Annotated in this window: 19 protein-coding genes and 1 pseudogene; 13 read left to right on the top strand and 7 right to left on the bottom strand. The window is 68.0% G+C overall.

The genetic code is table 11. The features are described from left to right. Window positions 1–653: 653 nt before the first annotated feature. Window positions 654–2,123: an aldehyde dehydrogenase (NADP(+)) gene (locus tag ABZW11_RS40885; protein ID WP_355430041.1), complete on the bottom strand. Its 1,470-nt coding sequence runs from the start codon at window positions 2,121–2,123 to the stop codon at window positions 654–656. 89 nt (window positions 2,124–2,212) lie between these two features. Here ABZW11_RS40885 and ABZW11_RS40880 point away from each other — a divergent pair, with 89 nt between their 5' ends. The 3 genes from ABZW11_RS40880 to ABZW11_RS40870 all read left to right on the top strand — a co-directional run bounded on the left by ABZW11_RS40880 (window position 2,213) and on the right by ABZW11_RS40870 (window position 7,022). After that, on the top strand, window positions 2,213–3,484 hold the full coding sequence (locus tag ABZW11_RS40880) for a glucarate dehydratase family protein (protein WP_355430038.1): 1,272 nt from the start codon (window positions 2,213–2,215) through the stop codon (window positions 3,482–3,484). 1,135 nt (window positions 3,485–4,619) lie between these two features. Next, complete coding sequence (locus ABZW11_RS40875; protein WP_355430035.1) at window positions 4,620–5,804, top strand: hypothetical protein; 1,185 nt, start codon at window positions 4,620–4,622, stop codon at window positions 5,802–5,804. Between the two features lie 720 nt (window positions 5,805–6,524). After that, window positions 6,525–7,022 carry a DUF402 domain-containing protein gene (locus ABZW11_RS40870; RefSeq protein WP_355430032.1) on the top strand — a complete coding sequence of 166 codons (498 nt, stop codon included), beginning with the start codon at window positions 6,525–6,527 and terminating at the stop codon, window positions 7,020–7,022. Between the two features lie 61 nt (window positions 7,023–7,083). Here the strand turns inward: ABZW11_RS40870 and ABZW11_RS40865 are convergent, their stop codons facing one another. Together ABZW11_RS40865 and ABZW11_RS40860 are read right to left on the bottom strand one after the other, a co-directional pair. Then, entirely contained in the window at window positions 7,084–7,725 is a 642-nt protein-coding gene (locus tag ABZW11_RS40865) for a response regulator transcription factor (RefSeq protein WP_355430029.1), read from the bottom strand. Then, window positions 7,722–9,032, bottom strand: a complete 1,311-nt coding sequence (locus ABZW11_RS40860; protein WP_355430026.1) for a histidine kinase — start codon at window positions 9,030–9,032, stop codon at window positions 7,722–7,724. The genes ABZW11_RS40865 and ABZW11_RS40860 overlap by 4 nt, the downstream gene beginning before the upstream one ends. Before the next feature lie 112 nt (window positions 9,033–9,144). Between ABZW11_RS40860 and ABZW11_RS40855 the strand changes: the two are divergent. The 3 genes and pseudogenes from ABZW11_RS40855 to ABZW11_RS40845 form a co-directional block, all read left to right on the top strand. Next, window positions 9,145–9,783: pseudogene (locus ABZW11_RS40855) on the top strand (ATP-binding cassette domain-containing protein); the annotation flags it as partial. A gap of 77 nt (window positions 9,784–9,860) precedes the next feature. After that, a complete protein-coding gene (locus ABZW11_RS40850) occupies window positions 9,861–10,625 on the top strand; it encodes an ABC transporter permease (RefSeq protein WP_355430023.1) in 765 nt (254 codons plus the stop codon). A 339-nt stretch (window positions 10,626–10,964) separates the two neighbouring features. Next, on the top strand, window positions 10,965–11,741 hold the full coding sequence (locus ABZW11_RS40845) for an ABC transporter permease subunit (RefSeq protein ID WP_355430020.1): 777 nt from the start codon (window positions 10,965–10,967) through the stop codon (window positions 11,739–11,741). 85 nt (window positions 11,742–11,826) lie between these two features. Here the strand turns inward: ABZW11_RS40845 and ABZW11_RS40840 are convergent, their stop codons facing one another. Continuing rightward, window positions 11,827–13,512, bottom strand: a complete 1,686-nt coding sequence (locus tag ABZW11_RS40840) for a ribonuclease J (protein WP_355430018.1) — start codon at window positions 13,510–13,512, stop codon at window positions 11,827–11,829. A gap of 54 nt (window positions 13,513–13,566) precedes the next feature. Beyond that, window positions 13,567–14,484, bottom strand: a complete 918-nt coding sequence (dapA, locus tag ABZW11_RS40835; RefSeq protein WP_355430015.1) for a 4-hydroxy-tetrahydrodipicolinate synthase — start codon at window positions 14,482–14,484, stop codon at window positions 13,567–13,569. 821 nt (window positions 14,485–15,305) lie between these two features. On the opposite strand from dapA, the gene ABZW11_RS40830 reads away from it, so the two are divergent. The 4 genes from ABZW11_RS40830 (at window position 15,306) to ABZW11_RS40815 (ending at window position 20,614) form a co-directional block, all read left to right on the top strand. Continuing rightward, window positions 15,306–16,022 (top strand): GntR family transcriptional regulator, encoded by a 717-nt coding sequence (locus tag ABZW11_RS40830; RefSeq protein WP_355430012.1) that lies wholly within the window; start codon window positions 15,306–15,308, stop codon window positions 16,020–16,022. Window positions 16,023–17,700: 1,678 nt separating this feature from the next. Beyond that, complete coding sequence (gene radC / locus ABZW11_RS40825; RefSeq protein ID WP_355430009.1) at window positions 17,701–18,357, top strand: DNA repair protein RadC; 657 nt, start codon at window positions 17,701–17,703, stop codon at window positions 18,355–18,357. Between the two features lie 1,236 nt (window positions 18,358–19,593). Continuing rightward, on the top strand, window positions 19,594–20,082 hold the full coding sequence (locus ABZW11_RS40820; RefSeq protein ID WP_355430006.1) for a GntR family transcriptional regulator: 489 nt from the start codon (window positions 19,594–19,596) through the stop codon (window positions 20,080–20,082). Window positions 20,083–20,122: 40 nt separating this feature from the next. Beyond that, entirely contained in the window at window positions 20,123–20,614 is a 492-nt protein-coding gene (locus ABZW11_RS40815) for a winged helix-turn-helix domain-containing protein (protein WP_355430004.1), read from the top strand. Between the two features lie 348 nt (window positions 20,615–20,962). Here the strand turns inward: ABZW11_RS40815 and ABZW11_RS40810 are convergent, their stop codons facing one another. After that, the gene (locus ABZW11_RS40810; protein WP_355430001.1) at window positions 20,963–21,355 is read right to left on the bottom strand and encodes an ASCH domain-containing protein; all 393 of its coding nucleotides are present in this window, start codon (window positions 21,353–21,355) and stop codon (window positions 20,963–20,965) included. A gap of 10 nt (window positions 21,356–21,365) precedes the next feature. Then, on the bottom strand, window positions 21,366–22,388 hold the full coding sequence (locus ABZW11_RS40805; RefSeq protein WP_355429998.1) for a hypothetical protein: 1,023 nt from the start codon (window positions 22,386–22,388) through the stop codon (window positions 21,366–21,368). A 108-nt stretch (window positions 22,389–22,496) separates the two neighbouring features. Between ABZW11_RS40805 and ABZW11_RS40800 the strand changes: the two genes are divergently transcribed. The 3 genes from ABZW11_RS40800 to ABZW11_RS40790 all read left to right on the top strand — a co-directional run bounded on the left by ABZW11_RS40800 (window position 22,497) and on the right by ABZW11_RS40790 (window position 24,557). Then, the gene (locus ABZW11_RS40800; RefSeq protein ID WP_355429994.1) at window positions 22,497–23,012 is read left to right on the top strand and encodes a CGNR zinc finger domain-containing protein; all 516 of its coding nucleotides are present in this window, start codon (window positions 22,497–22,499) and stop codon (window positions 23,010–23,012) included. 164 nt (window positions 23,013–23,176) lie between these two features. Beyond that, on the top strand, window positions 23,177–23,665 hold the full coding sequence (locus ABZW11_RS40795) for a GNAT family N-acetyltransferase (RefSeq protein ID WP_355429991.1): 489 nt from the start codon (window positions 23,177–23,179) through the stop codon (window positions 23,663–23,665). 16 nt (window positions 23,666–23,681) lie between these two features. Next, a complete protein-coding gene (locus tag ABZW11_RS40790; RefSeq protein ID WP_355429988.1) occupies window positions 23,682–24,557 on the top strand; it encodes a 1,4-dihydroxy-2-naphthoate polyprenyltransferase in 876 nt (291 codons plus the stop codon). The last annotated feature ends 2 nt before the right edge of the window (window positions 24,558–24,559 follow it).

Raw genomic sequence — 24,559 nt, 5'->3', positions numbered from 1 at the left:
CCCATGGCGCGGCTCCCGGCGTCCGACTAACCCACGGCCTCAACCGGACCAAGGACACACGACGTCGGCGGGCAACCACTCCCGATTTTCAGCCCGGAACGGGCCTCCCGCTAGGGAGATCGGAGACTAACCCGTCCCCCGCCCACGGCCACGCCCGATCGCACTGGAGCGGCCTCGTCCTCACGACCGACCACCCGCTCAGGCCGCTCCCCCTGCGCCCACGAGCGCCCCACGCACATACCCCTGAGCGCCACCTCTCCCCATACCACCCCGACACCCGACCACCCACCCGAACGCGCCACCTCTCCCCATACCACCCCGACACCCGACCACCCACCCGAGCGCGCCACCTCTCCCCATACCACCCCGACACCCGACCACCCACCCGAACGCGCCACCTCTCCCCATGCCACCCCGACACCTGATTGCCCACCCGAGCGCGTCATCTCTCTCCGCGCGCACCTCCCTGCCGCCCCTCGGTCGGTCGCGCACCCGCGCTTCCTCCCCCTTGCATCCGGGCCCTTCATCCCCCGCGTCCGGCCGCCGGCCCAACAAGGCCGGAACGACGAAGGGCCCGCCGGACCGCGCGAGGTGGGGAATCACCTCAGCGCCCGCCCGGCGAGCCCTCCTGCCGGCTCACCTCGTCCCAAGGCTCACACCTGGAGGCGGCCGTCCACCCGGCGCGGGATGGACAGCGGGTTCGCGTCCTTGAGCTCCTCGGGCAGCAGCGCCTCAGGCCAGTCCTGGTACGCCGTCGGCGCCACCCATCGCTCGATCGCGGTGGCCCCGACCGACGTGGAGGTCGTGGTGGCGGACGGCCAAGGCCCGCCGTGGTGCATGGCCCAGCACACGGCGACCCCGGTCGGCCAGCCGTTCCAGATGAGCCGCCCGGCCTTCCTGCCCAGCACCTCGACGACCTCGGACGCCTCCTCCGGCGCCACCCCGTGCACGGTCGCCGTCAGCGACCCTTCGAGCCGCTCGATCAGCGGCCGCAGGTCGGCGACGTCGCGGTAGGTGACCACGATGGACGCGGGCCCGAAGCACTCCTCCCCGATCTCCGGCAGCTTGGCCGCGAACGTTTCGAGGTCGGCGGTGAACACCTTCGGCGTGACCGCCCAGCCGCCCTCACCCGGCTTGCCCTCGGCCAGCAGCTGCAGCTCACCCAGCCGCTCGACGCCGCCGAGGTAACCGTCACGAATGCGCTCGGCCAGCATGGGACCGCCAGCCGTACTCTCGACGGCCTCCACGATCGCCTTGCGCAGCTCGTCACCCTCGGGCACGAACAGCAGGCCGGGGTTGGTGCAGAACTGCCCGACCCCGAGCGTCAGCGACGCGGCGAACCCCGCCGCCACCTCCTTGACCGGCGCCGACGGCAGCACGACCACAGGGTTGACGCTGCCGAGCTCGCCGTAGAACGGGATGGGCGTCTCCCGCTCGTCGATCAGCTTCTGGATGGCCTTGCCGCCGGCCACCGACCCGGTGAACCCGGCCGCGACGACCGCGGGGTGCTGGACGAGGTCGGCGCCGGCCTGCATGCCCTGAACCAGCCCGAGCAGGTCGGGGTTCGGCAGCGCCTCGCTGATGATCTTGGCGACCCGCTCGGACGTGTTGGGGTGCCCGGGATGCGCCTTGACGACCACGGGGCACCCGGCCGCCAGCGCCGAGGCGGTGTCGCCACCGGCCACCGAGAACGCGAACGGGAAGTTGCTGGCCGCGAACACCGCCACCACACCCGGCAGCGCGTGCTTCATCCGGCGTACGTCGGGCCTGGGCGGCGTCAGCGAGGCGTCGGCGTGGTCGATGATCGCCTCAAGGTAGCCGCCGTCCCTGATGACCTCGGCGAAAAGCCTGAACTGCCCCGCGGCACGCGCGACCTCGCCGCGCAGGCGTCCCTCGCCGAGCGCGGTCTCCTGGTCGGCGAGCTGCCACAGCTCGTCCACGTGGGCGGAGAGCGCGTCAGCGACGGCTTCCAGCGCGACGGCCCGCTCGGACGCCGGCGTCGCCCGCCACGCCGCTCCGGCAGCGGCCGCCGCGGAAACGATCCTGTCGACACCGGCGCTGTCGGTCTCGGGCAGGGCGGCGCCCACGGTTTCGCCGGTCCTGGGGTCGTGTCCGTAGATCATCGAAAGGCCCTTCGGATGCTTGACACTTCTTCCACCTGATTCTTACAGTTGCGGCAACTTGTCCACAAATCTGGCCATTGTTCACATACATGGACGGCGAGCGCATGATCATCAGGCAGGTCCACGTAACCCCCGTCGCCTTCAGGGATCCGCCTCTTCTCAACGCCGCCGGAGTCCACGAGCCGTGGGCCCTGCGTACCATTGTCGAGGTCGTCACCGACGAAGGTCTGAGCGGGTTGGGCGAGACCTACGGTGACCTGCACCATCTCGCCAAGGTACGCGACTGCGCCGATGCTCTGGTCGGCCTCGACGTCCACGCGCTCAACGAGATGTACGCCAGGATCGCCGCGACCATGGGCGGCACGGTGACCGACCTCCATGGCCTGACCGGCGCCGCCACCAAGGAGAAGAGCATCGACCGCGTCTTCTCTCCCTTCGAGGTGGCCTGCCTCGACATCCGCGGCAAGGCGGCCGGCGTGCCGGTGAGCGACCTGCTGGGCGGCAAGGTCAGGGACGCCGTCCCGTACAGCGCGTACCTCTTCTACAAGTGGGCCGGCCACCCCGGCGAGGAGCCGGACCGCTTCGGCGCCGCCCTGGACGAAGCGGGCATCGTGCAGCAGGCGAAGCTGCTCATCGACGAGTACGGCTTCGAGTCCATCAAGCTCAAGGGCGGCGTCTACCCGCCCGACCAGGAGATCTCCGCGATCCGCGCCCTGCACGACGCCTTCCCCGGTGTACCGCTCCGCCTCGACCCGAACGCCGCCTGGTCGGTGGCGACCTCGATCCGCGTGGGCCGCGAACTCGAGGGCGCGCTCCAGTACCTGGAGGATCCGACGCCGGGCATCGACGGCATGGGCGAGGTCGCCGCCGCCGTCGCCATGCCCCTCGCCACCAACATGTGCGTGGTCACCCCCGAACACTTCCCGCCCGCCATGGCCGCCCGCTCGATCGGCGTACTCCTCCTCGATCACCACTATTGGGGCGGCCTCGTACGCTCGTCGCACGTGGCCGCGATGTGCGACGCCTTCGGCCTGTCGATGTCGATGCACTCCAACTCCCACCTCGGGATCAGCCTGGCCGCCATGACTCACCTGGCCGCCGCCATCCCGAACCTGACGTTCGCCTGCGACACGCACACGCCCTGGCAGGACGGCCAGGACGTGGTCAAGCCCGGCGCCCTCCGCTTCGAGAACGGCGCCGTCCCCGTCCCCACCGCTCCGGGCCTCGGCGTAGAACTCGACCGGGACGCGCTGGCGACGATGAACGAGCAGTACAAGAAGTGCGGAATCACGGCACGGGACGACACGTCGTACATGCGACGCTTCACCCCGTCCTTCCCCGCCACCCGCCCCCGCTGGTAACCCGCCCTTGCCCAACACGCCCCTCTTCACCCCGCTTATGCTCAAAGACAGAAGCCCGCTCCCCCCACCTCCGACCGGTGACAAAAGCCCTCCGCCCCCACCTCCGGCCGGAGACGGAAACCTTCCGCGCCTGCCTCTGCCCGCAGACGGGAGCTTTCCAAGCCTGCCTCTGCCCGCAGACGGGAGCCCTCCAAGCCCGCCTCTAACCGGAGACGGAAGCCCTCCAACCCCACCTCTAACCGGAGACGGAAGCCCTCCAAGCCCACCTCCAGTCATCAGCGGTGGAAACCTTCCGTGCCCACCTCCAGGCAGCGACGGAAGCCTCCTGCGTCCCCAGCCGGTCGAGCACAACAGGCTCCCCCACCTGCCTCCCGCCAGAGCCACAAGATTTCTCCGCCCATCTCTGATCGGACAGAGCAAGCTCCCTCACCTGCCTCACGCAGAGCTCGAAGGCCCTCCCACCCACCTCAGAGTGAAGCCGCAAGTGCTTACACCCACCCTGAGGCTGGGGGCGGAAACCGTCTCCCCCACCCTCAGCCTCAGGCTGGGGGCAGAGGCCCTCTCGCCCACCCCAGGCTGGGGGCAGAAATCCCTCAGGTTGAGGACAGAAGCTCCCACCCGCCCTCCACCTGAGACCGGAACCCCCTCACCCACCTTCGATCCCAGGCCGAAAGCTCCCTCTCCCACCTCAGACCGGGGCCGAAGCGCTCTCCACCTCCGCCCCCCAAAGGAAAGCGCGCCCTGGCTGGCCTGCGATCAGATCGAAAAGCACCCTCATCCACGAACCGTCCCCCACGAACCGTACTCTACGGACCGTGCTCTACGGACCGTGCTCTACGGACCGTGCTCTACAGACCGTGCTCTACGGACTCCAATCCCGAGGGACGGATCGGACCGACTCCCATTCGCGCGGAACGAACCACAGACCCAACTGCGCACGAACGGACGCCACCGACTTTTCATCTGCGGGAACCGTCACCCACAGACCCCTGCAGGCATGGACGGACTGGACCCTCCGTTCCTCCGTTCCGGCTGGGAAGGAGCACCCTTAGCCCCTTTCCTATGACTGCCACCGACAAATTCACCGACCTATCCCTCATCCTCAAGAAGACACTTCCAGCAAGGAGACCCTGTGGTGAACGTCGCCTACCTGTACCCCTGGGACGTGGTCGGTGACCCGTCGGCCCCCAGCCGTCTGGCCGACCTGGGCGTCGAGGCGGTCGCACTGGCGGCCAGCTACCACTCGACACGAGCGGCCACGCCGTACCATCCGGCCCACCGCGTGCTGGACGTGCCGTACCCGGCCTTCTACCTCCCGATCCGCCCCGCCTCCTGGTCCCGCCTGGTGCCCGCCGCCCCCACCTGGACCCCGGCAGACGCCTACCTCCAGGCCAGGGACGCTCTCAAGGCAGTCGGCCTCCAGGTGCACGCCTGGACGGTCCTCACCCATAACTCCCACCTAGGCTCCGCCAACCCCGACCTGGTCGTCCGCAACGCCTTCGGCGACGCGTACCCGTACGCCCTGTGCCCATCGCACGAGGACGTCATCGAATACTGCGAGACCCTGGTCAGAGAAACCCTGACGCTGGGAGAACCTGACGGCCTGATCTTGGAGGCCTGCGGCCCCATGGGCTTCGGCCACCAAACGGTCCACGAAAAGACCTCCGGCGCCGACTGGACCCAGGCAGACATCGACCTCCTCTCCCTGTGCTTCTGCAAGAACTGCGCCACCCGATACCCCGACCAGACAAGGTCAGTGGTCCGCTCCGCAATAGACCGCACCACACCACCCAGCCGCCACTCCAAGGCCACCGCCACGCACACAACGGCAAGCACAGCTCGCACCACCACCCCTCCCCTCTCAGCCGAACAAGCCCTAGGCGACCTGGCAGACGAGGTACGCGAAGCCCGTACCACCCTGACCACCACCCTCCGCCAACGCCTGATCGCAGTGGCGAAGGAAACCGCCCCCCACGCCCCCATCACCCTCCACGCCAATCCCGACCCCTGGTCGACAGGCGCGTTCGCCCCTCTCCCCGCAGGCGAACCGAACGCCGACGTCCTGGTAGCCAACTGCTGGGGCGACCCGGTCACGGACGCCACCCGCCTGACCCACCTCAAGACTCTGACGAACGAGCCCCAACGAGTGGGCGCCTACGTATTGGCCCTCCCCCCACGCCCCGCCAACCCAGAGGTATTGGCCGACCAACTGAGGACGTACAGCAAGGCAGGAGCTACGGAATACCACCTGTACCACGCCGGCCTAGCCTCCCCCCAACGCCTGTCAGCCCTGGCACAGGCCCTCACCCTCCTGCCCTAGTCCACAACGTCTGTGCTGGGTGGGCTGGGAGGCCGGCCGCACGTTCCCAAACCGCCTGGCCTCCCAGCCCACTCCACCACCCACTGAGCTGGGGCGCGAAGGTGCCCTCACACCCTCACCACCCCGACTTAAGCACCCCGGACCTAAGCACCGCCCCACGCACAGCCCTCGCCACCCCGAACGCCACCCTCACCGCTGCCTCTCGCCCCCACACCACCGCACCTTGAACCCCGCCTCACGGGGACGCCCCCATGCGGAATGCAGCCCCACGCCAGATGCAACCCCACGCGAGATGCAACCCCACGCGAATGGCGGCCTCCGCGACGCAGCCTCACACGAACGCCAGCCCCCCCGCGATGCAACCTCACCCTCACCGCCGTGTTCTCGCGCCCGGGCCGATCCGTACCGCTGCACTGTCCCCGACATCACCCTCGAACCACGGTTCGGTCTGTGCGACCTTCCGCCAGCGCACTACCTCGGCGAGGAGCCGCCCCGCTTCCTCACGTACTTTCCTGCATCCCACAGCTTCCTGCCGAGCAAAGGTCCGCCATCCCCGCCCCACCGCCGCGCACACCGTTCGGGGTCAATACGGCGCCGCCCGTCCGCGGGATTGGCCACCCCTGACACCGTCACGTTCCTTGGAACCCCCGTCGTGCATGCTACGGCCCCACCACCTGAGATTCCGTGTGAGCCGCACTGGCTCCGGATACGTATCACCGCATGAACGATGTGCGAATCGTCTTCAGGAAATACGGCGGCGCACTGCACTGGAACCACCCCGGCCGCGTGCTCGATGAGGACGAGCACGGCGTCTGGGTGGACGTGCCCGGCGGGACGTTAGCCCGTAAAGGCGATGCCCCGCCTGTCACCTGGAAGACCCCGGTCACCATGCTGTTCCCCCGCAGCGCCTGGTGGACCGCCTCATTTCACATCCCACCCCACAAGAGCGACCTCTACATCGACGTCACCACCGTCCCGGAGTGGAGAGACGACGAGGTCACCATGCTCGACCTCGACCTGGACGTCATCAGGCTGAGGAACGGACGTCTCATTCTCGACGACGAAGACGAATTCGCCGAGCATCAGCTTCTCTTGAACTACCCCACCGAGTTGATCAAACAAGCGGAAGAATCAGCACGCTGGCTTCTCGACGCAGTCGCGAAAAGGCAAGGCCCGTTCGGCGGAGCACACTTGGCCTGGCAAGCAAAAGCATCATGAATGCATCGAACTGAGACCTGATCGAAACCAAGGCTATCATCGTCAACACGCTGATCACACATCACCCGGCGGCCGAAACCAGCCCACTTTCATATGCCGCGATAACGAGCTGCGCCCGATCCCGGGCCTCCAACTTGGCCAGCAACCGGGTGATGTGTGTCTTCACGGTCGCCAGACTCACTTGCAGATGAGCAGCAATCTCGTTATTCGACAAGCCTCTCGCGATCAACATTAACACTTCCTTTTCCCGCTCGGTGACGCCGTGCAGCCCTTTCACCCTCGGCAGAACGGGAGCCCGCGTGAACTCCTCGATCAACCGCCGCGTCACCGCAGGTGCCAGCAGTGCTTCTCCCCGGGCGACCACGCGAACGGCGGCGAGCAGATCCGCAGGGGGCGTGTCCTTCAGGAGGAAACCGCTGGCCCCCGCTCGGAGCGCGTCATACACATAAGCGTCAAGGTCGAACATGGTCACGACGAGCACTCGGGAAACGTCTTTGATACGGCGCGTGGCTTCGATGCCGTCCATTTCCGGCATCCGTACATCCATCAACACCACATCAGGCCGTTGCTCCAGCGCGACGGCAACGGCTTCCGCTCCAGTCGCCGCCTCACCCACCACCGTAAGATCAGGTTCAGAATCGACCAGTACGGTGAAACTGCCCCGAATAAGCGCCTGATCATCGGCGACGACCACGCGAATCACAAACCCTCCCCATAAGGCAATGTCGCGAAAACCCGGAACCCCCGCCCACGACGGCTCCCCGCCTCGAACGTACCGCCGTACATACTGACCCGCTCCCGCATGCCGATCAGGCCATGCCCTGAGCCATCGGACGGCAAGGTGCGTCTCCTCGCGCCATCATCAAGCACCTCGATCCGCACCTCCTTCTCATCCGCCACCACGGACACCCGGCACCGAGCAGGTGCGGCGTGCTTGACCACGTTCGTGAGCGCCTCCTGCACGATGCGGTAGACCGACAGCCCCACACCCTCAGGCATCCGCACCCGATCCCCGACACGACCAGCCGACGACCCACCATCCGCAGAACCACCAGCTGCAGAACCGTCAACCGCACGACCATCGACCGCATGATCGTCGGCCGCATGACCACCGACCATCGAGCTGCCCGCCGCCGAATCACCGGCAGCAGCATCCGGTGCGAAGTGGAGGTCGAGGTCCACGTCCACCCCCGCCAGCCGTGCCTGCTCCACCAGCCGCTCGATGCCGGCCGGTCCGGGCGCGGGCGCGAGGTCGGGAGCGTCCGACGATCTCAGCACGCCGAGCAGGTGACGCATCTCCACGAGCGCGCTCCGGCTGGCCGTCTCGATCACGCGCAACGCGTCGTGCGCCTCCTGCGGTCTGGACGCCAGAACGTGATTGGCGACTCCCGCCTTGATGGCGATCAGTCCCACGCTGTGCGTGACCACGTCATGCAGCTCACGAGCGAGCCGTAACCGCTCCTCCGTGACGGCCTGGGCCGCCAGCCGCTCGGCCTCACGCGCCGCGTACGACCTGCGCTCCTGCACCGCCCTGCCGATCGTCCATGCCCCGCCCAGCGCCCCGATGCCCAGCAGCGGCTGGTCGAGGTGAACCATCCAGTCGGGCGCACCGACTCGCGACGTGCCGGCCACCGTCAGCCCCAGGACGGTGACCAGGCTCACCGCCGCGATGGCCGACGTCGGCACCACCGCGCCGAGCCTGTCGGACAGGGCGACGATGTACAGCGCGTACGCGGGCGCCAGATAGGCATGTCCTACCGCGCCGGCCAGCGCGGCATAGAGGGCGAGCACCAGCGTGAGGCAGAAGACGGGCATGGGCCACACCCTGCGCACGGCGAGCGGCAGCCCCAGCGCGAGCGGAAGGGCCAGCCGCATCCATGGCGGCATCGTGACGGCGTTGACCATGACCGTGAAGAGCAGGAACGCCAGGCACAGCCCCGCGACCAGGTCGAGCACGACCAGCTGGCGCCGGCTGAGGCTCCTGGCGAAGAAGGGATGCGTGTCGTTCACGCGTTGAACCGTAGCCGCTGCGGCGGCGCGGCACGTCAACCCAGGGTCTGACCTTGAAGTTCGAACCGTGGTCCGACGCGCCGGCCCGCCGCCGCCCAGCATTCTTTACGCCGTGATCGAACTTCAGCACCTGACGAAGCGCTACGGCTCCACCCTCGCCGTCGACGACCTGTCCTTCACGGTCGAGCCCGGTCACGTCACCGGCTTCCTCGGCCCCAACGGCGCAGGCAAGTCGACCACGATGCGCCTGATCCTCGGGCTCGACGCGCCGACCTCCGGCCAGGCCCTGGTCAACGGCCGCCGATATACGTCGCTGCGCAGGCCGATGCACGAGGTCGGCGCGCTCCTCGACGCGGGCGCGGTCCACGGCGGCCGCAGCGCCTACAACCACCTGCTCAGCCTCGCCCGCACCAACGACATCGGCCCCAAGCGCGTCTCCGAGGTGCTCGAGCAGGTCGGCCTCGCGGGCGTGGCACGGAAACGCGTGGGCGGTTTCTCGCTGGGCATGAAACAGCGCCTCGGCATCGCCGCCGCGCTGCTCGGCGACCCCGGGGTGCTGATGTTCGACGAGCCGGTCAACGGTCTCGACCCCGACGGCGTGCGCTGGATCCGCGACCTCATGCGCGCGCTGGCCGCCGAAGGCCGCACGATCCTGCTCTCCAGCCACCTCATGAGCGAGATGGCCCTCACCGCCGAGCGCATCGTCATCGTGGGCCGGGGCAGGCTCATCGCCCAGGCCACGGTCGCCGAGCTGACGGCCCGCTACCCCTCGCTCGAAGACGCCTACCTCGCCCTGACGGCCGGCAACGTGCAATACGGAGCCGCCCGATGAAATCGGTCCTCGCCTCGGAGTGGCTGAAGCTCCGCTCGGTCCGCTCGACCTACCACGCGCTCGGCGCGGCAGCCCTCATGGTGGTCGTGGGCATCGGCTGGACACTCTACGTGCGCGACCTGGCCGACATCCGGGGCACACTGAGCGCCGCCGCTCCCGAGCAGGGCATCCTGCCCCTCCTTCAGATCAGCCTGGCCGTGCTGGGCGTGCTGACGATCACTTCCGAGTACGCCACCGGCCTGATCCGCACCAGTCTCGTCACGGTCCCCAAGCGGGGTGCCTTACTCCTGGCCAAGGCCGCAGTGGTGGGGCTGGCGACGTTGGTGACGGCCAACGCAGTGCTCCTGGTCACCTTCGCCATGAGCCGACTGATCGCGAGCGGCCGCCATCTGGGCTTCAACGAGGTTCCGTTCGTCGACAGCTGGACCACTGTGCTCGCCTCTGGCCTGTCGGTGACTGCCCTGGCATTGGTGGGGCTCGGCCTCGGCGCCGCCATCCGGTCCACAGCGGGCGCCATCGCGTCGGTGGTCGCGCTGCTGTTCGTCGTGCCGGGGGTGGTCACCTACCTGCCATCTCCGTGGAACGCGCGCATGGCCTCGATCCTCCTGCCGAACCTCGCGCCCCAGTTCGGCGGTCAGCGCGTGTCCTCGCAGTTAGGAGACGGCTTCCTGCCGCCCTGGGCAGCGCTGGCCTTACTCATCGCGTACCCGACCATCGCCCTCGCCGCCGGCTACTCCGCTCTCAAATGGAGAGACGCATGACCGGCAGGCACCCCACCGAACGACCGCTCGTGTCACCACCAGTCCTCACCTCGACCCTGACAACCCGCCCTCGCCTAACCCCGTGATGCCCCGGCGCAAACGCACCCCGTGACCATACGGCGCAACGCACGCCCGCACGCGACAACTCGACGCGCACCCGCACGTCACGACCCAACGCACGCCCGCACGTGACGACCCGACATACGCCCGCGCATGTCGGCCCCACGCATACCTGCGCGAAGGACCCGCAGACGCCCTGCCCCCTAACCCCCGACGCCCTCCCTGTTCCCTGGCAACCCGGCAGACCCTGCCTCACCCTGACAACGGAGTGGATGCGAAATGAGCGTTCTGACCTCTGAATACCTGAAAATGCGGTCGGTCCGCTCGACCTACCTGACCGTCGGCCTGGCCCTCAGCACCACCCTCCTGGGCCTCGCGCTCGCCGTCACGGCCGCGGGCACGTATGACGCCGCCTCACCCGGACGGCAAGCCATCGCCAGGATCGCGTACCTGGAAGAGGTGTTCGTGATCGTCCCTCAGCTGGCGATGGGAGTCCTCGGCGTGCTGGCCATGACATCCGAGTACACGACCGGCCTGATCAGAACGAGCTTCTCGATCGTCCCCCGCCGCTGGCCCCTGCTGGCAGCCAAGGCGGCGACCGTCACGGTCCTGTCCCTGGCCATCGGAGCCGTAGCGGTCTTCGGCACGTACGCGGCGGTCAGGAGTGCCATCGGCCACCGATTCGCCGGCGCCTACGCCACCGCCTTCGGCGACCGGCTGCCGCTCCTGATCGCCCTCACCTTGACGGTGCCTGTGTTCGCGCTACTCGGCCTCGGGCTGGGAGCGCTCCTGCGCTCACCGGCGGCCGCGATCGCCGTCGTCGCAGGTCTCGTCTACGTGTTGCCGATCATCATCGGCAACTTCCCCGAGCCCTGGAGTGAGACCCTCGGGTCCCTGATGATCGGCGCGTTGCCCCGCCAGCTCATCGGCGACAGCAACGCCTCCTCGGTTTACGGCTCTTTGCTGTCCCCGCTGGGAGCGGCCGCGGTCATGATCGGCTACGCGGCCGTCCCGCTTCTAGCCGCCACCGCACTGGTACGCCGAAGGGACGTCTGACATGCGCAACCACCAGCCGGCGCGCAGGCCGCCGGCCGCCCGGCGGGTACGGCAGGCGAAGACACCTGCCGTACCGCCCGGAGGCTCACACCTCGAGCACCACCGGGATGATCATCGGCCGACGGCGGTAGGTGTCGCTCACCCAGCGACCCACCGTACGCCGCACGACCCGGCGGATCTCCTGCGTGTCGATCACGCCGTCTGCGGCCTTCTCCTCCAGAGCCCGCTGGATCTGCGGGATGAACTCGTCGAACTGCACCGGATCGATGCCCGATCCACGCGCGTGGATCTCCGGCCCCGCGGTGAGCTTGCCGGTGTTGGAGTCGACCACGACGACCACGGAGATGAATCCCTCGTCACCGAGGATCCTGCGATCCTTCAGGGACGTGTCGGTGATCTCACCCACGGACGAGCCGTCGACGTAGACGTATCCGGCGTGGACGGCACCCGCGATCCGCGCCCGCCCGTCGACCAGGTCCACCACGACGCCGTCCTCGGCGATCACGATGTGGTCCTCGGGCACGCCGGTGAGCTCGGCCAGCTTGGCGTGCGCCCGCAGGTGACGCCACTCGCCGTGCACGGGCATGAAGTTGGAGGGACGCGTCAGGTTGAGCACGTACAGCAACTCGCCCGCGGCCGCGTGGCCGGAGACGTGCACCTTGGCGTTGCCCTTGTGCACGACGCGGGCGCCCCACCTGGTCAGGCCGTTGATGACCTTGTTGACCGCGGTCTCGTTGCCGGGCACCAGCGACGAGGCCAGCAGCACGGTGTCACCCGCGGCGATGCGGATCGGGTGATCGCGGTTGGCCATCCGCGACAGCGCCGCCATCGGCTCGCCCTGGGAGCCGGTGCAGATCAGCACCACGTCCTGAGGCGGCCATTCCTCGATGTCGCGGGAGTCGACGATCAGCTCCGGCGGCACCTTGAGATAGCCGAGGTCGCGGGCCACGCCCATGTTGCGCACCATCGACCGTCCGACCAGCGCCACCTTGCGGCCGTGCTTGGCGGCGGCGTCCATGACCTGCTGGATGCGGTGCACGTGGGAGGCGAAGCTGGCGACGATGACGCGCTGCTCGGAGGTGCGGATCACCTCGTCGATGACGGGCGCGATCTCCCGTTCGCTGGTGACGAACCCCGGCACCTCGGCGTTGGTGGAGTCCGACATCAGCAGGTCGACGCCCTCGGAGCCGAGCCTGGCGAAGCCGCCGAGGTCAGTGAGGCGGCCGTCGCTCGGCAACTGGTCCATGCGGAAGTCGCCGGTGTGCAACACGATGCCGGCGGGAGTCCTGATGGCGACGGCCAATGCGTCGGGAATGGAGTGGTTGACCGCGAGGAACTCGCAGTCGAAGGGCCCGAACACGTGCCGCTCACCCTCGACGACCTCGCGTTTGACGGGCTGGATGCGGTGCTCGGTCAGCTTGGCCTCGATCAGCGCGAGGGTGAGCTTGGACCCGATGAGCGGAATGTCGCGCCGCTCGCGCAGCAGGTACGGCACCGCCCCGATGTGGTCCTCGTGGGCGTGCGTCAGCACCACGGCTTCGACGTCGTCGAGCCGGTCCCTGATGTATTCGAAGTCGGGCAGGATGAGGTCGACACCCGGCTGGTCGGGCTCGGGGAACAACACCCCGCAGTCAACGATCAGCAGGCGGCCCTCATACTCGAAGACGGCCATGTTCCTGCCGATCTCCCCCAACCCGCCGAGCGCAACGATGCGCAGGCCGCCCTCAGGCAGCGCCGGCGGGGGGCCAAGCTCAGGATGCGGATGGCTCATGCCCGGCCCCCATGGTCAGATCTTGTTCTCAAAACTCCCGGTTCCTCCCCGTTCCTAGGTATCTGCCAACTTCACCCCGCCGGCCACCAGGCAAGCACGCAGCTCGGCGATTTGCTTCTCCGTGGCGTCCACGAGCGGCAGCCGTACCGGACCGGCCGGCATCCCCACCAGGCTCAGTGCCGCCTTTGCCATGATCGCGCCGCCCGCACGCAGCATGATCCCGTCCACGACGGGATTCACCTGGTTGTGCACGGCCAGGGCCTGCGCGACGTCGCCGCTCTTGTGCAGCTCGATCATGCGGGCCAGCTCGGCCCCGACCACATGACCGACGACGCTCACGAAGCCGGCCGCGCCGAGGGAGAGCCAGGCCAGGTTGAGCAGGTCGTCGCCGGAGTAGAACTTGAGGTCGGTCGAGATCATCACCTGGCTGGCGGCGAACAGGTCACCCTTGGCGTCCTTCACGGCCACGATGCGCGGGTGCTGCGCCAGGCGCAGCAAAGTCTCAAGCTTGATCGGTACGCCACTGCGTCCCGGAATGTCGTACAGCATCACCGGCAGGTCGGTCGCGTCGGCGACGGCGGTGAAGTGCTGGTACAGCCCCTCTTGCGGCGGCTTGTTGTAATACGGCGTCACCACGAGCAGGCCGTGGGCGCCGGCGCGGGCCGCCTGCTTGGCGAGCTCGACGCTGTGGCGGGTGTCGTTGGTCCCCGCCCCCGCAACCACGGTCGCGCGGTCGCCGACCGCGTCCAGCACAGCGCTGACGATGCGCTGCTTCTCCTCGTCGGAGGTGGTGGGCGACTCACCGGTCGTCCCGTTGACGATCAAACCGTCGTTTCGCTGCTCGTCCACCAGATAGGTGGCAAGACGTCGCACAGCCGCGTAATCGACCTCACCGTCGGGGGTGAACGGCGTGACCATCGCGGTCAGCATACGGCCGAAGGGCGCGTCGGTGGTTCCAGTTGGCGATGCCATAGTGCGAACGCTACCCGGATTCAGAAATCCATTGGACGTCGCCACCCCGCTTCGCCTGCCCGGAGCCGTGTTTGCCCCCTTTCGCCAGCATCTGTACGCGTCAGCGCACGACACCGGACAACCCAGCCGACCGTTACGACACATCGCCGCGGCCGGCCGGCCGGCACTCCCTCCTCGCAGGCTACCCGGCACCCAGACCACCTACGCCACCGCGGCACTCACCCACGATCGCCAGCACCGCACCCTCCCCTCGCGAAACGGTCGAACTGGCCCGCATCGCCACGAAGCCAGCCCCTTAAGGGTGCGCTCCAGCGGAAACCGGCATGTAGCTCACTACTCGGGACCCCGCACCCCGAGCCGGTGCAGCGCCACGCGAAGCAATCTTCTTGGACATGACAGCTCAAGGGAGCGATCACTTAGGCATACGCATCCCCTGGTGTACGGAAGGGGACAAGGCGGCGCGGACGTACTGGGACAGGCCTCGACATGGCGGACGGCCGATGCGGCCGGGCTGAGCGGAAGGTCAAGAAGACCTTGGCTTCGAACCAAGAAAAGGTGGTCTCACCTGGCCGTACGTCACTAAGGTAGGCGGCGGTCAGGCAAGGCCGACATGGAAGAGGTCGCCGATATGTGCTCGGGGGTACACACATCGACGACCTCTATCGGAGAATCGGCCGCCCTTACACCGGCGTTACAGGGTTTCTCCGATAATTTTCCGCCATCGCAAAGTTGGGGCTCCAGCGTCCTTCGATGACGGTCGGTTACCTGCCGAATACGGCAACATGGGGCAACGCCTCACACGAACCCCCAGGGATGGACTAGTGGCCACCTCAGATCCGGTCTACCTGCGTGTCGTCGAAGACATTCGGCGACAGATCACCGACGGCACCCTTCCCCCCGGCGCGCCCATTCCTTCGCGGGCGCAGCTGACGCGCAAATATCAAGTCGGCGAGACCGCCGCCCGTCATGCGTTGCGCGTACTCGCGGGCGAGGGCCTCATCATCGGCCGCGTGGGCTCGGGACATTACGTCCGAGAACGTCCCGACCTGACCGCGCTGCATCGATGGCGTTTCCTCGATCATCCGGCCCCCTTCGCGGCCGACCTGCAGTCGCAGGGCAGACGCGTGACATGGGACTGGCACAGCGAGCTCACCGAAGCCGGCCCCGACATCGCCCGGCGGCTCCGGTTGCCCGAGACTGCGACGCTGACCAGGACCCGCTATGTCTTCCGCGGCGACGGCCGACCGCTCCAGCTCGCCACGTCGTACGAGATGCGGGAGTTCGCCTCCCACAGCGACGAGGACCGGCGGGGATTCGTCACACGGATGTACGCGCACGGCATAAAGATCACGGAGATCGTCGAAAGCGTGCATACCCGCATCCCGCGGCCCGTGGAGAGCGACGTTCTCGACCTGGCGGCCGGCGTGCACGTGCTGCACGTGGAGCGTACGCATTGGGCGGGCGACCGGCCGGTGGAGACGAGCGACATCGTCATCCCGGGCGACCGATTCCGGGTCATGTACAGCATGCCCGTCTAGAACGGTGAGCTCCGGGCGAGCACCTTCTCTCTCGCCCGGAGCTCCCCACCTCGGTACTCATCCACGCGATACTCCCCATGCCGTCACCCAAGCGGCTTCTTGAACGCCCTGCCGCGCAACCCCCGGGCCCTCTTCGGGAACACACCGGGACACACTGCGCGTAGTGGCTCCAAGGTCCTGCCTCAGGCGACACCAAGAGACGCTTCGTCGCCCGTCGGGCTGAATACCCGTCGCACCGGTCCCTGGCCGAGCAATGACCTCGCATGGCCACGACCCTCCACGCACGCATAGGCCCTTGCGGACCGTTCTCGAGCGTGTGCCTCGCTAGCCATGCTCCGCCGACGGCTGCACCTTGTCAGGGAACTTGGCGGCCTGCGAATCCCTGCTTCGAGCCGCCCTGACCAGCCGGGCTCCTTCCTGCAGAGCCCAACCCTCTGTTACGTGTCCTCTGCCGGGACACCTATCTCCCCGGCAACGCCCACCTTTCGCTGCTGCCTTCTGAGCCGGGGCGCGGCCCATCTCTCGCGGCGGATGTCCGAGTTCGAGCGGCGGCGCGGCTGACTCGGGACAGATGGACCGCGGAGGCAGTCGTGGGATACGCGACGTGAGGTGCGCAGTGGTGCGGGGATGACCGAAGCGGGGCCTACCGCTGACCCTGTACTGAGGAAGCGCCTGTGGTTCAGCTCGGCATCTGGACCTCGGCGCGGGCGGGCGGACACAACCCCACGCGACCAGGCACGCACGGCGCGGGACGGACACCACCGCACGCGGAAGCGGGCGAGCAGAGCGCCGAGAGCACGCGAGGATGCACGGCGCAAAGTACACCGTGCAAGGGTGCGCGGCGGTACGCGAGGACGTTACGTGCACGAGAGCGGCGCAAGGGTCTGACGACCTGCTCGCAGGCGCGGCGCCGGCAATGGTGACGGCCATCGCGTGATCCTCCGAAGGCGCAATTGAAGATCGAAGGGAACCACGTGATGGCCGCGACAACAGTGTGCCGCCTGACCTCCGGCTGGCGCAGCAAATCGGGACCGGGGACCCCGACTTGTTGCGGTCCACGGTGAAGACCATGGCCGAGCATTGACGTCGCCCGAGGCCAAGCACCTGCGCGGCGCCGACTACGGCAGCGGCGCGAAGGCGGACGGCGGAAAGGCGGACGGGGTGCGGCCGGCGGGGTGAGGCGGGCGGGGTGAGGCGGACGGAATGAGGCGGACGGAATCAGGCGGACGGAATCAGGCAGGTGGGATGAGGCAGGCGGATGAGGCAGGCCGTCGGCAGGCGCTCGGTCCCCGCGTCCTCTCACGTCCCCCTCACGTCTGCGTCCCCTCATGTCCGCACGCCCCACCCTCCGGTGTCCTCGCACCCCGGACGTCCTCGCACGCTGGCGCCGGTCTCCCTGCCCTCAGGCCCAAGCCCTTGGGCCGTGCGCGCTCGGCGCGTCCCCGCCTATGCGGGCCACAACTCTTTGCTGCGTGTTCTCAAGCGACGCCGAGTCCTTCGAGCGTGGGCTCCTTGAAGGGCCGGATCAGTGGATGCGCCCCAGGCAGAGGTGTCCACAGCGGCCTGGAGAACGGGGTTTCGGTGGTGGGGTGGGAAGCTGCCGATGGTCGGGATTGGGGTGTTTGCGCAGGTCAGAGATTGTCGGTGGGCGTTGATAGAACAGGGGCGGAGGTTGTCGATGCGAGTCAAAGACCTGTCCAAGGGTGATCGGCCGCGCGAACGGCTCATGGCCAGTGGGGCCGCCGCGCTGGCCGATCGTGAGTTGCTGGCCGTGCTGCTCGGTTCCGGGTTTCGGGGAGCCAGCGCGCTCGACCTGGCCAGCCAGGTGATCGAGCACTGTGGGGATCTCGATGGGCTCAGCCGTTCGGATCCGCACCGGTTAATCACGTTGCCCGGAATCGGGCCCGCCAAGGCGGCGCGGGTGACGGCGGCCTTTCATCTCGTACGCCGAGCGGAGGCGTGGCCCGAGCGCGAACGCATCACGAGCACGTCCGACCTCGCCCACGCCTGCGCGCCACTGCTCCACGACCGCACCCAGGAGCGGCTGGTCATGGTGGCGTGCGACACCGGTGGGCGGGTGCTCAAGCGGGCGGTGCTGACCGAGGGCGGCAGCGATCACACGGTCATGCCCATACGCGAGGTGATCAGGGAGGTGCTGACGGCGGGCGGTGCGGTGTTCGGGCTCGCTCACAATCATCCGGGCGGGTCGCTCGACCCGAGTCCGGAAGATCTGGAGGCCACGGCCCGGCTGCTCGAAGCGGCGGACACGGTCGGATTGCGGCTTCTCGACCACGTGATCATCTCGGGTGGGGCTTGGAGGCGCATTCCGCTATAAATCAAATTCCCATCGGACGATGGAGGCAGGTTTCCGCAAATGGCATGATCCCGCGTATAGCGTCGAACGGCAGTTTTCCAAGGGATGACCATGAGAATCTAATCGCGCGGGTAGGCCGTTATGGACGTCAGCCGGCCGATACTCGCCGTGGACATGGCGCCATGCCCCCTTGAAGTCGCACGGGGCCATGTCCATGGTCTGCGTGTGATCCCGGGTGAAGCCCGTTCCTCGTGAGTGAGGTCTGGGCAGGCGCGTTGCCCGGGATCATGCGCGGACACGCGGGGTGCGTGGGCGACGGCTGCTGTGGACGTGTCATAGTCAGCGGTCTCCGGTGCACAGTGCTGGGCCATGGCGCGTACCAGGCACCCACTGCACCCTTGTCACCGGGCGGGTGGCGACCCCGTCCGGTGACACTGCGTCCATCAGCCCTCTTCACAAGGTCCGCAACGAAAAGTCGGAGCCACCGGTCGGAAAGCTCTTCACCGGAGGCCGTTCCGAGGGCAGACTGTGGTTCGCGGCCATCGCGCTCGATGTCCTTCGAACTGCGTCTTCGAGGGATCGCGATGGCCGTCACCAAATCTCCGTTATTCTGCACTGATCGTGCGTAATCATGACGTGTACGCATGTGCCTGCGTAGTGGGTAGACGTGCCACTCAGTCCGTTGACTGCCAGATACTGATGTCGCGAATGCCCTATCCGCGCGGTCGGCGGCCATTCTTCCGGTACGTGCGGCGCGGTTCGGCGCTCGCCACCTATTTTTCTTTCAGATTCGCGGATCTCCTGCGCCGATTCGATTCGACAGTCACACTAGTGATCGCGGCCACCGTCATTCTCCCTCACCGTGAATCGTTGCTTACGCAGGGGTTGGTGCGGTGGCCGCGCTACTGTGCGATTGCTACCTCGGCAGCATCTGCCCCTCGGACGTCAGCATCTGGACGGCCGTCGTTGGGCGTCGGCCAAGTGCGCCGCAACCGCCCGTCTTCCGTGGGGTGCGGGGAGACGCATCGCGGACCAGGGCAAGGGTGCCGGGCAGCCGAATCACTGACCGAGGCGGGCGCACGCAGCCGAACCGCCAACCGAGATAAAGACGCGGGCAGCCGAACCACCGACTGAGGCAGGGGCGCGGGCGGCTGAACCACTGGCCGAGGCAGGGGGCGTCGTCTTAGCGACGGGCAGTGTCCGGTTCGGTCCTTGTGGACGGAAGTTCCGGTTGAGAACGATTGTAGAATCCCCGGCGTGCTGGATCGCGGGGGCCGTGTTCCCCTCTACGTGCAGGTCGCTGACCTGCTTCGCGATCGGATCGAGCGTGGCGAGCTGAAGGCCGGCGAGCCTGTGCCCAGCGAGGCCGCGCTCCAGAAGGACTACCTCATCGCTCAGAGCACCGCCCGTCGGGTGGCGCGGGAGTTGCGGGCGCGAGGGCTGGTGTTCACGGTCAGTGGGGAAGGGACGTTCGTTGGGCGGCCTGGGACGCCTCGGGCGTTCGTGCATATGCCGGTTTATCGGAGGATCGCTGCAGATATTGTCGAGCGCATCGAGCGTGGAGATATTGCGCCTAACCGGGCTATCCCCGGGGAGCGGACATTGATGCGGCGATATGGGGTGGCGAAGGTCACCGTACGGCAGGCTGTGGCGTATCTGCGAGAGCATGGCTGGGTGGTCACTGTGCCATATCGGGGCAGTTACGTGACTATCCCTGAGAAATGGCCCAGACGTCCTGGTTCTTGATTGGGCTTCCCGCTGCCTCGCCGTTGGATAGTCTTGGGGCGTGCTGAATCGCGAGGGCGACAGGTATCTTTATCTCCAGATCAGCGAGGTCATCAGGTCGCGCATCATCGCCGAACTGTCGCCTGGAGATGTGGTTATCAGCGAGGCGGGGATCCAGCGGGAATTCAACGTCGCGCGTACGACTGCACGCAGGGCCATTCGCGTGCTGCGTAATCAGGGGCTGGTTCATACCCGGCAAGGTCAGGGGACATTTGTCAGCGTTCCGGGTGAACTTCGGCCTGTGGGGCGGGATAAGCCGCTTTATCGACATATAGCCGGGGAGATTCGGGAGCGGATCAAGGCTGGTGATCTGGCCGCCAGGCAGCAGATTCCCAGCGAGGTCACGTTGGTGCGGTCCTACGAGGCCGCTCGTGAGACCGTGCGGCGGGCTATTGCGCTGCTGCGCGACGAGGGGTGGGTGTACAGCGTTCCGCACCGTGGGACTTACGTCTCCCCGGAGGAGCGATGGCCGTCGACGACGACCGGCAAGTGACGGTCAGGGGAAGGCCAGGGAAGGTCAGAGACTGTCAGGGACGCGACCACCGGAGCACCGCGTCAAGGGCTGGTGATGCGGCAGGTGAGCCGGGCTGTTGCGGCGCCAGGGTCGGCTCACCTGACCAGGGCGGCGCCGCCTAGGTCCTGAGCCAGGCGCAGTGTGGAGACCCGCGCCACGCACAGCAATGTGCATCGTGCGGCGCGGGTCGAGAGAGGCGACACCCTGCGGGGCCGTGCGGAGGCAGTGAACCGCAGCACGGGCCCCGAGGGCCGGAAGCAGGGCCGAGGCCGGAGCGGCGCGGGGCAGGGCCGGAGCAGGCATCCGCTGGGACAGGCGGCAGCGTGGTCAGAGTAGGCGGAACCAGAGGCACACCACGGGGGTCGAGTCGGTGACCTCCACGCCGTACGCGCGCCAGAACCCCGCATGCGACTCCCCCCACTCGGCCACAGACGCGTAGCCTTCGCCTTCGGCGTTCGCGAACTCCCAGCTCACCTCGGCGAAAGGCACCACCTCGACCCGGGTGATCTCGATCTCCCCCACGCGCTCCCCCGAGTCGCCGACGAGGGCGAGCCGTTCGCCGACGTGCTCGACCTCCTCCCCCTCAGCCTCGTAGTCGAGGGTCAGGAGCCCGGCGGTCGCGGTCTTGTGACCGGACAGCACCAGGTCGGTCAACCGGGTACGAAGTTCGCCGGGCGTACCAAGCTCAAGGACCCGCAGTCCGTCCATCCGTGGCCACATGACCTCGATGTTAGAAGACGGGGATGATGTCCTCGGGGTCGACGACGTCCACCTGCACCCCTTCCAGGTCGAGTTCGGGGATGGCGGGAAAGGCGATGCCCCAGCGTTCGACGATGGCGTGGATGCGAGCCATGGCCAGGCGCCAGTTCTCGGCCTGCTCCTCGTACGACAGCACCCCCAGCCCCGCCTGCCTGGCGTGATCGATGAGGACGCGGTGGTTGGCCAGGAAGTAGGGCGGCAGCTCCCAGAACCCCTCGGGCGGCTCCCAGAGAATCATGCTGAGGAAGACGAACCCGGCTCTGAGCTGCCGGGTGATCAGGCCCCGGGTGTCGTCGGTGAGGCCGGGCCACTCGTTCTCCAGGATGGTCACGCAGATCTGGAGGTGGCGGGACTCGTCGCGCCCGATGCGCTGGAACATCTCGCCGAAGACGGGATGCCGGGTGCCGGACGCCATGCCGCGGAAGAGCGTCGAGGCAGCCATCTCGCCCATCATGAAGCTGGTGAACAGCACCGGCAGCGAATATCGGCCGACGGCGGCGGTGTAGCCGTTCCAGTAGCGGCCGCCGTTGTGGTAGAGCCAGCCGATGTTGTTGTGGGCGGCGGCTTCGAGGTCGTCGGACGGCGTCCAGTCGAGGGGACCGCCGGGCCACAGGCGGGCGATGGTGCGCTGGCAGCACTCCTCGTGGTTCATCTCGTCGCGGGTGATCGAGAAGAAGCACTTCCTGACCGGGTCCTCCTCGTGCTTCTCGAACGCCTGGATGGTGGCGCGGGCGAAGACGGCGGGCCCTGAGGCGTCGAAGTTGGCGAGCACGGCGAACCAGTACATGATGCCCAGCCGCTGCTCGCGGGTGAACGCGGCGGGGTCGAGGGCGTCCCAGGGCAGGTCGGCGGGGTTCCAGACGACGCGCTTGGACTTCTCGTAGATGGCGGCGAGCTTCTCGGTCTCGACCCGCCACTCCATCGGGTAGATGTTGGGCTGCGGAATGTCCGGCGCCGGCCAGAAGCCGCCTTCCGGGATCGTGAGGTCGGCCATGGTTGTGACACCTCCTCTCCTATCCTGCGACTGAGGCGTCACGCGTGGCAAGGACGCCGCGCCAGACCTGGTGATCATGAGGGTCGGCGCGCGCAGTAGAGTGACGGCATGCCGTTCTCCACGGAGCTCGTACGCGACTTCGTGAACACCTTCGACGTCGAAACCCAGACGGACGAGCTGTCCTCCCCGGCGGAGCTGGCCCTGTGGCTGCGCGAGCGCGACCTGGCCGGCCCCCACGACCGAGCGACCGACGACGACCTGCGGACCGCGCACGAGTTGCGTGAGGGCCTGCGGGCGGCGCTCAGGCGCGAGGCGGCCGACCTGCCGGGGCTCCCCCTGCGGGTGGCGGTGACTCCGGAGGAGGGTCCTGGGCTGGCGCCGGTGGCGGACGGTGTTCTGGGCGGGCTGGCGCGGATCGCCGCGGCGGCCGTGACGGCGTCGTGGGACCGGCTCAAGGTGTGCGCGGAGGGAACCTGTCAGTGGGCGTTCATCGACTCGTCGAAGAACCGTTCCCGCTCGTGGTGTTCCATGCGGGTTTGCGGCAACCGCACCAAGACACGCGCTTACCGGGCGCGGAAGCGGGGTTCGCGTCGTCCTCAAGGGTCAAACACCGATACGGTGTAACTCGTGCCTTGTGGCATGAACGGCAGGCGAAGGAGCGGGCCGAGATGGCAGACGTAGGCGTCCGGGCGGCCCGGCGCGAGGATGTGCTCCAGGTTGCGAATACTCAGATCCGCGCCTGGCGCTACGGCTATCGGGATTTCCTCCCGGAAGGTCCACTCGAGCAGATGACCGGCGCGGCGGCGGAGAAGATGTGGCTGCGCCAGTGGGACGAGGCGATCGTCGCCCCGCCCAGCCCCATGCACCGGGTGCTGGTCGCGGTGGAGACCATCCTCGACACCGAGGGCTTCCCCGCCCTCGGCGTGGGGGGCAGCGCCGCTCTGGTCACTCCTCGTGGTGGTGAGCGCGTGGTGGGTCTGGCCTCCCATGCGCCGGCCGAGGACCCCGACCTCGATCCCAGCGTGACGGCCGAGATGCTAACGCTGCTGGTCGATCCCGACTTCGTACGCCGGGGTCACGGCAGCCGCCTGCTCAACGCCACCGTCGACTACCTGCGCGAAGACGGCTTCCGGCAGATCGTCACCTGGGTGTTCGCCGACAATTACGCTGTGCTCGGCTTCCTGGAGTCGGCCGGTTGGGGTGAGGACATGGCAGAGCGCGTCCTCGACATGGGCCGCCCGATCAGGATGGTCAGGCTCAGGACCGACATCAGCTAGAGGCTTGAGGACAAAGATGGCAACCCCCGGCCAGTGGATCGCCGGCGCCCGTCCCCGCACGCTCCCCAACGCCATCGTGCCCGTCATGGTGGGCACCGGCGTGGCGATCGGCGAGGGCGGCTTCGTGTGGTGGCGGGCGGTCCTGGCGCTGCTCGTGGCGCTGGCCCTGCAGATCGGCGTCAACTACGCCAACGACTACAGCGACGGCATCCGCGGCACCGACGACCAGCGCGTCGGCCCGATGCGGCTGGTCGGCTCGCGGGTGGCGCCGCCCAGGCAGGTGCTGGCGGCGGCGCTCGGCTGTTTCGCCGTGGCGGCGGTGCTGGGGCTCGTGCTGGTGCTGGTGACGCAGGCGTGGTGGGTGCTGCTGGTGGGCGCGGCGGCGATCGCGGCGGCCTGGTTCTACACCGGCGGCAAGCGCCCGTACGGCTACCGCGGGCTCGGCGAGCCGGCCGTGTTCGTGTTCTTCGGCATCGTGCCGGTGGTCGGCACGGCGTACGTGCAGACGGAGCAGCTGAGCTGGGCGGCGCTGGTCGCGTCGATCCCGGTGGGCCTGCTGTCGTGCTCGATGCTGGTGGTCAACAACCTGCGCGACGTCGGCACCGACCGCGACTCGGGCAAGCGCACGCTCGCCGTCCGGCTGGGCGCCGAGCGCACCCGTGCGCTCTACGTCGCCTGCCAGGTCATCCCCTACTTCGTGGCGCTGACGATGGTGCCGTTCACGCCGTGGGCGGCGCTGGTGCTGCTGAGCGCGCCGCTGGCGGTGCTGCCGGTCAGGGCGGTGATGGGCAAGGCGGTGGGCCCCGCGCTCATCACGGTGCTGCAGCAGACGGGCAAGCTGCAGATGGCGTACGGCGCCCTGTTCGCGGTGGGGCTCGCCCTGGTCTTCTAAGG

The sequence above is a fragment of the Nonomuraea sp. NPDC004580 genome, assembly GCF_040609855.1.
In the GTDB taxonomy this organism is placed as follows: domain Bacteria; phylum Actinomycetota; class Actinomycetes; order Streptosporangiales; family Streptosporangiaceae; genus Nonomuraea; species Nonomuraea salmonea.
This window is presented reverse-complemented; position numbering and strand designations above follow the sequence as displayed.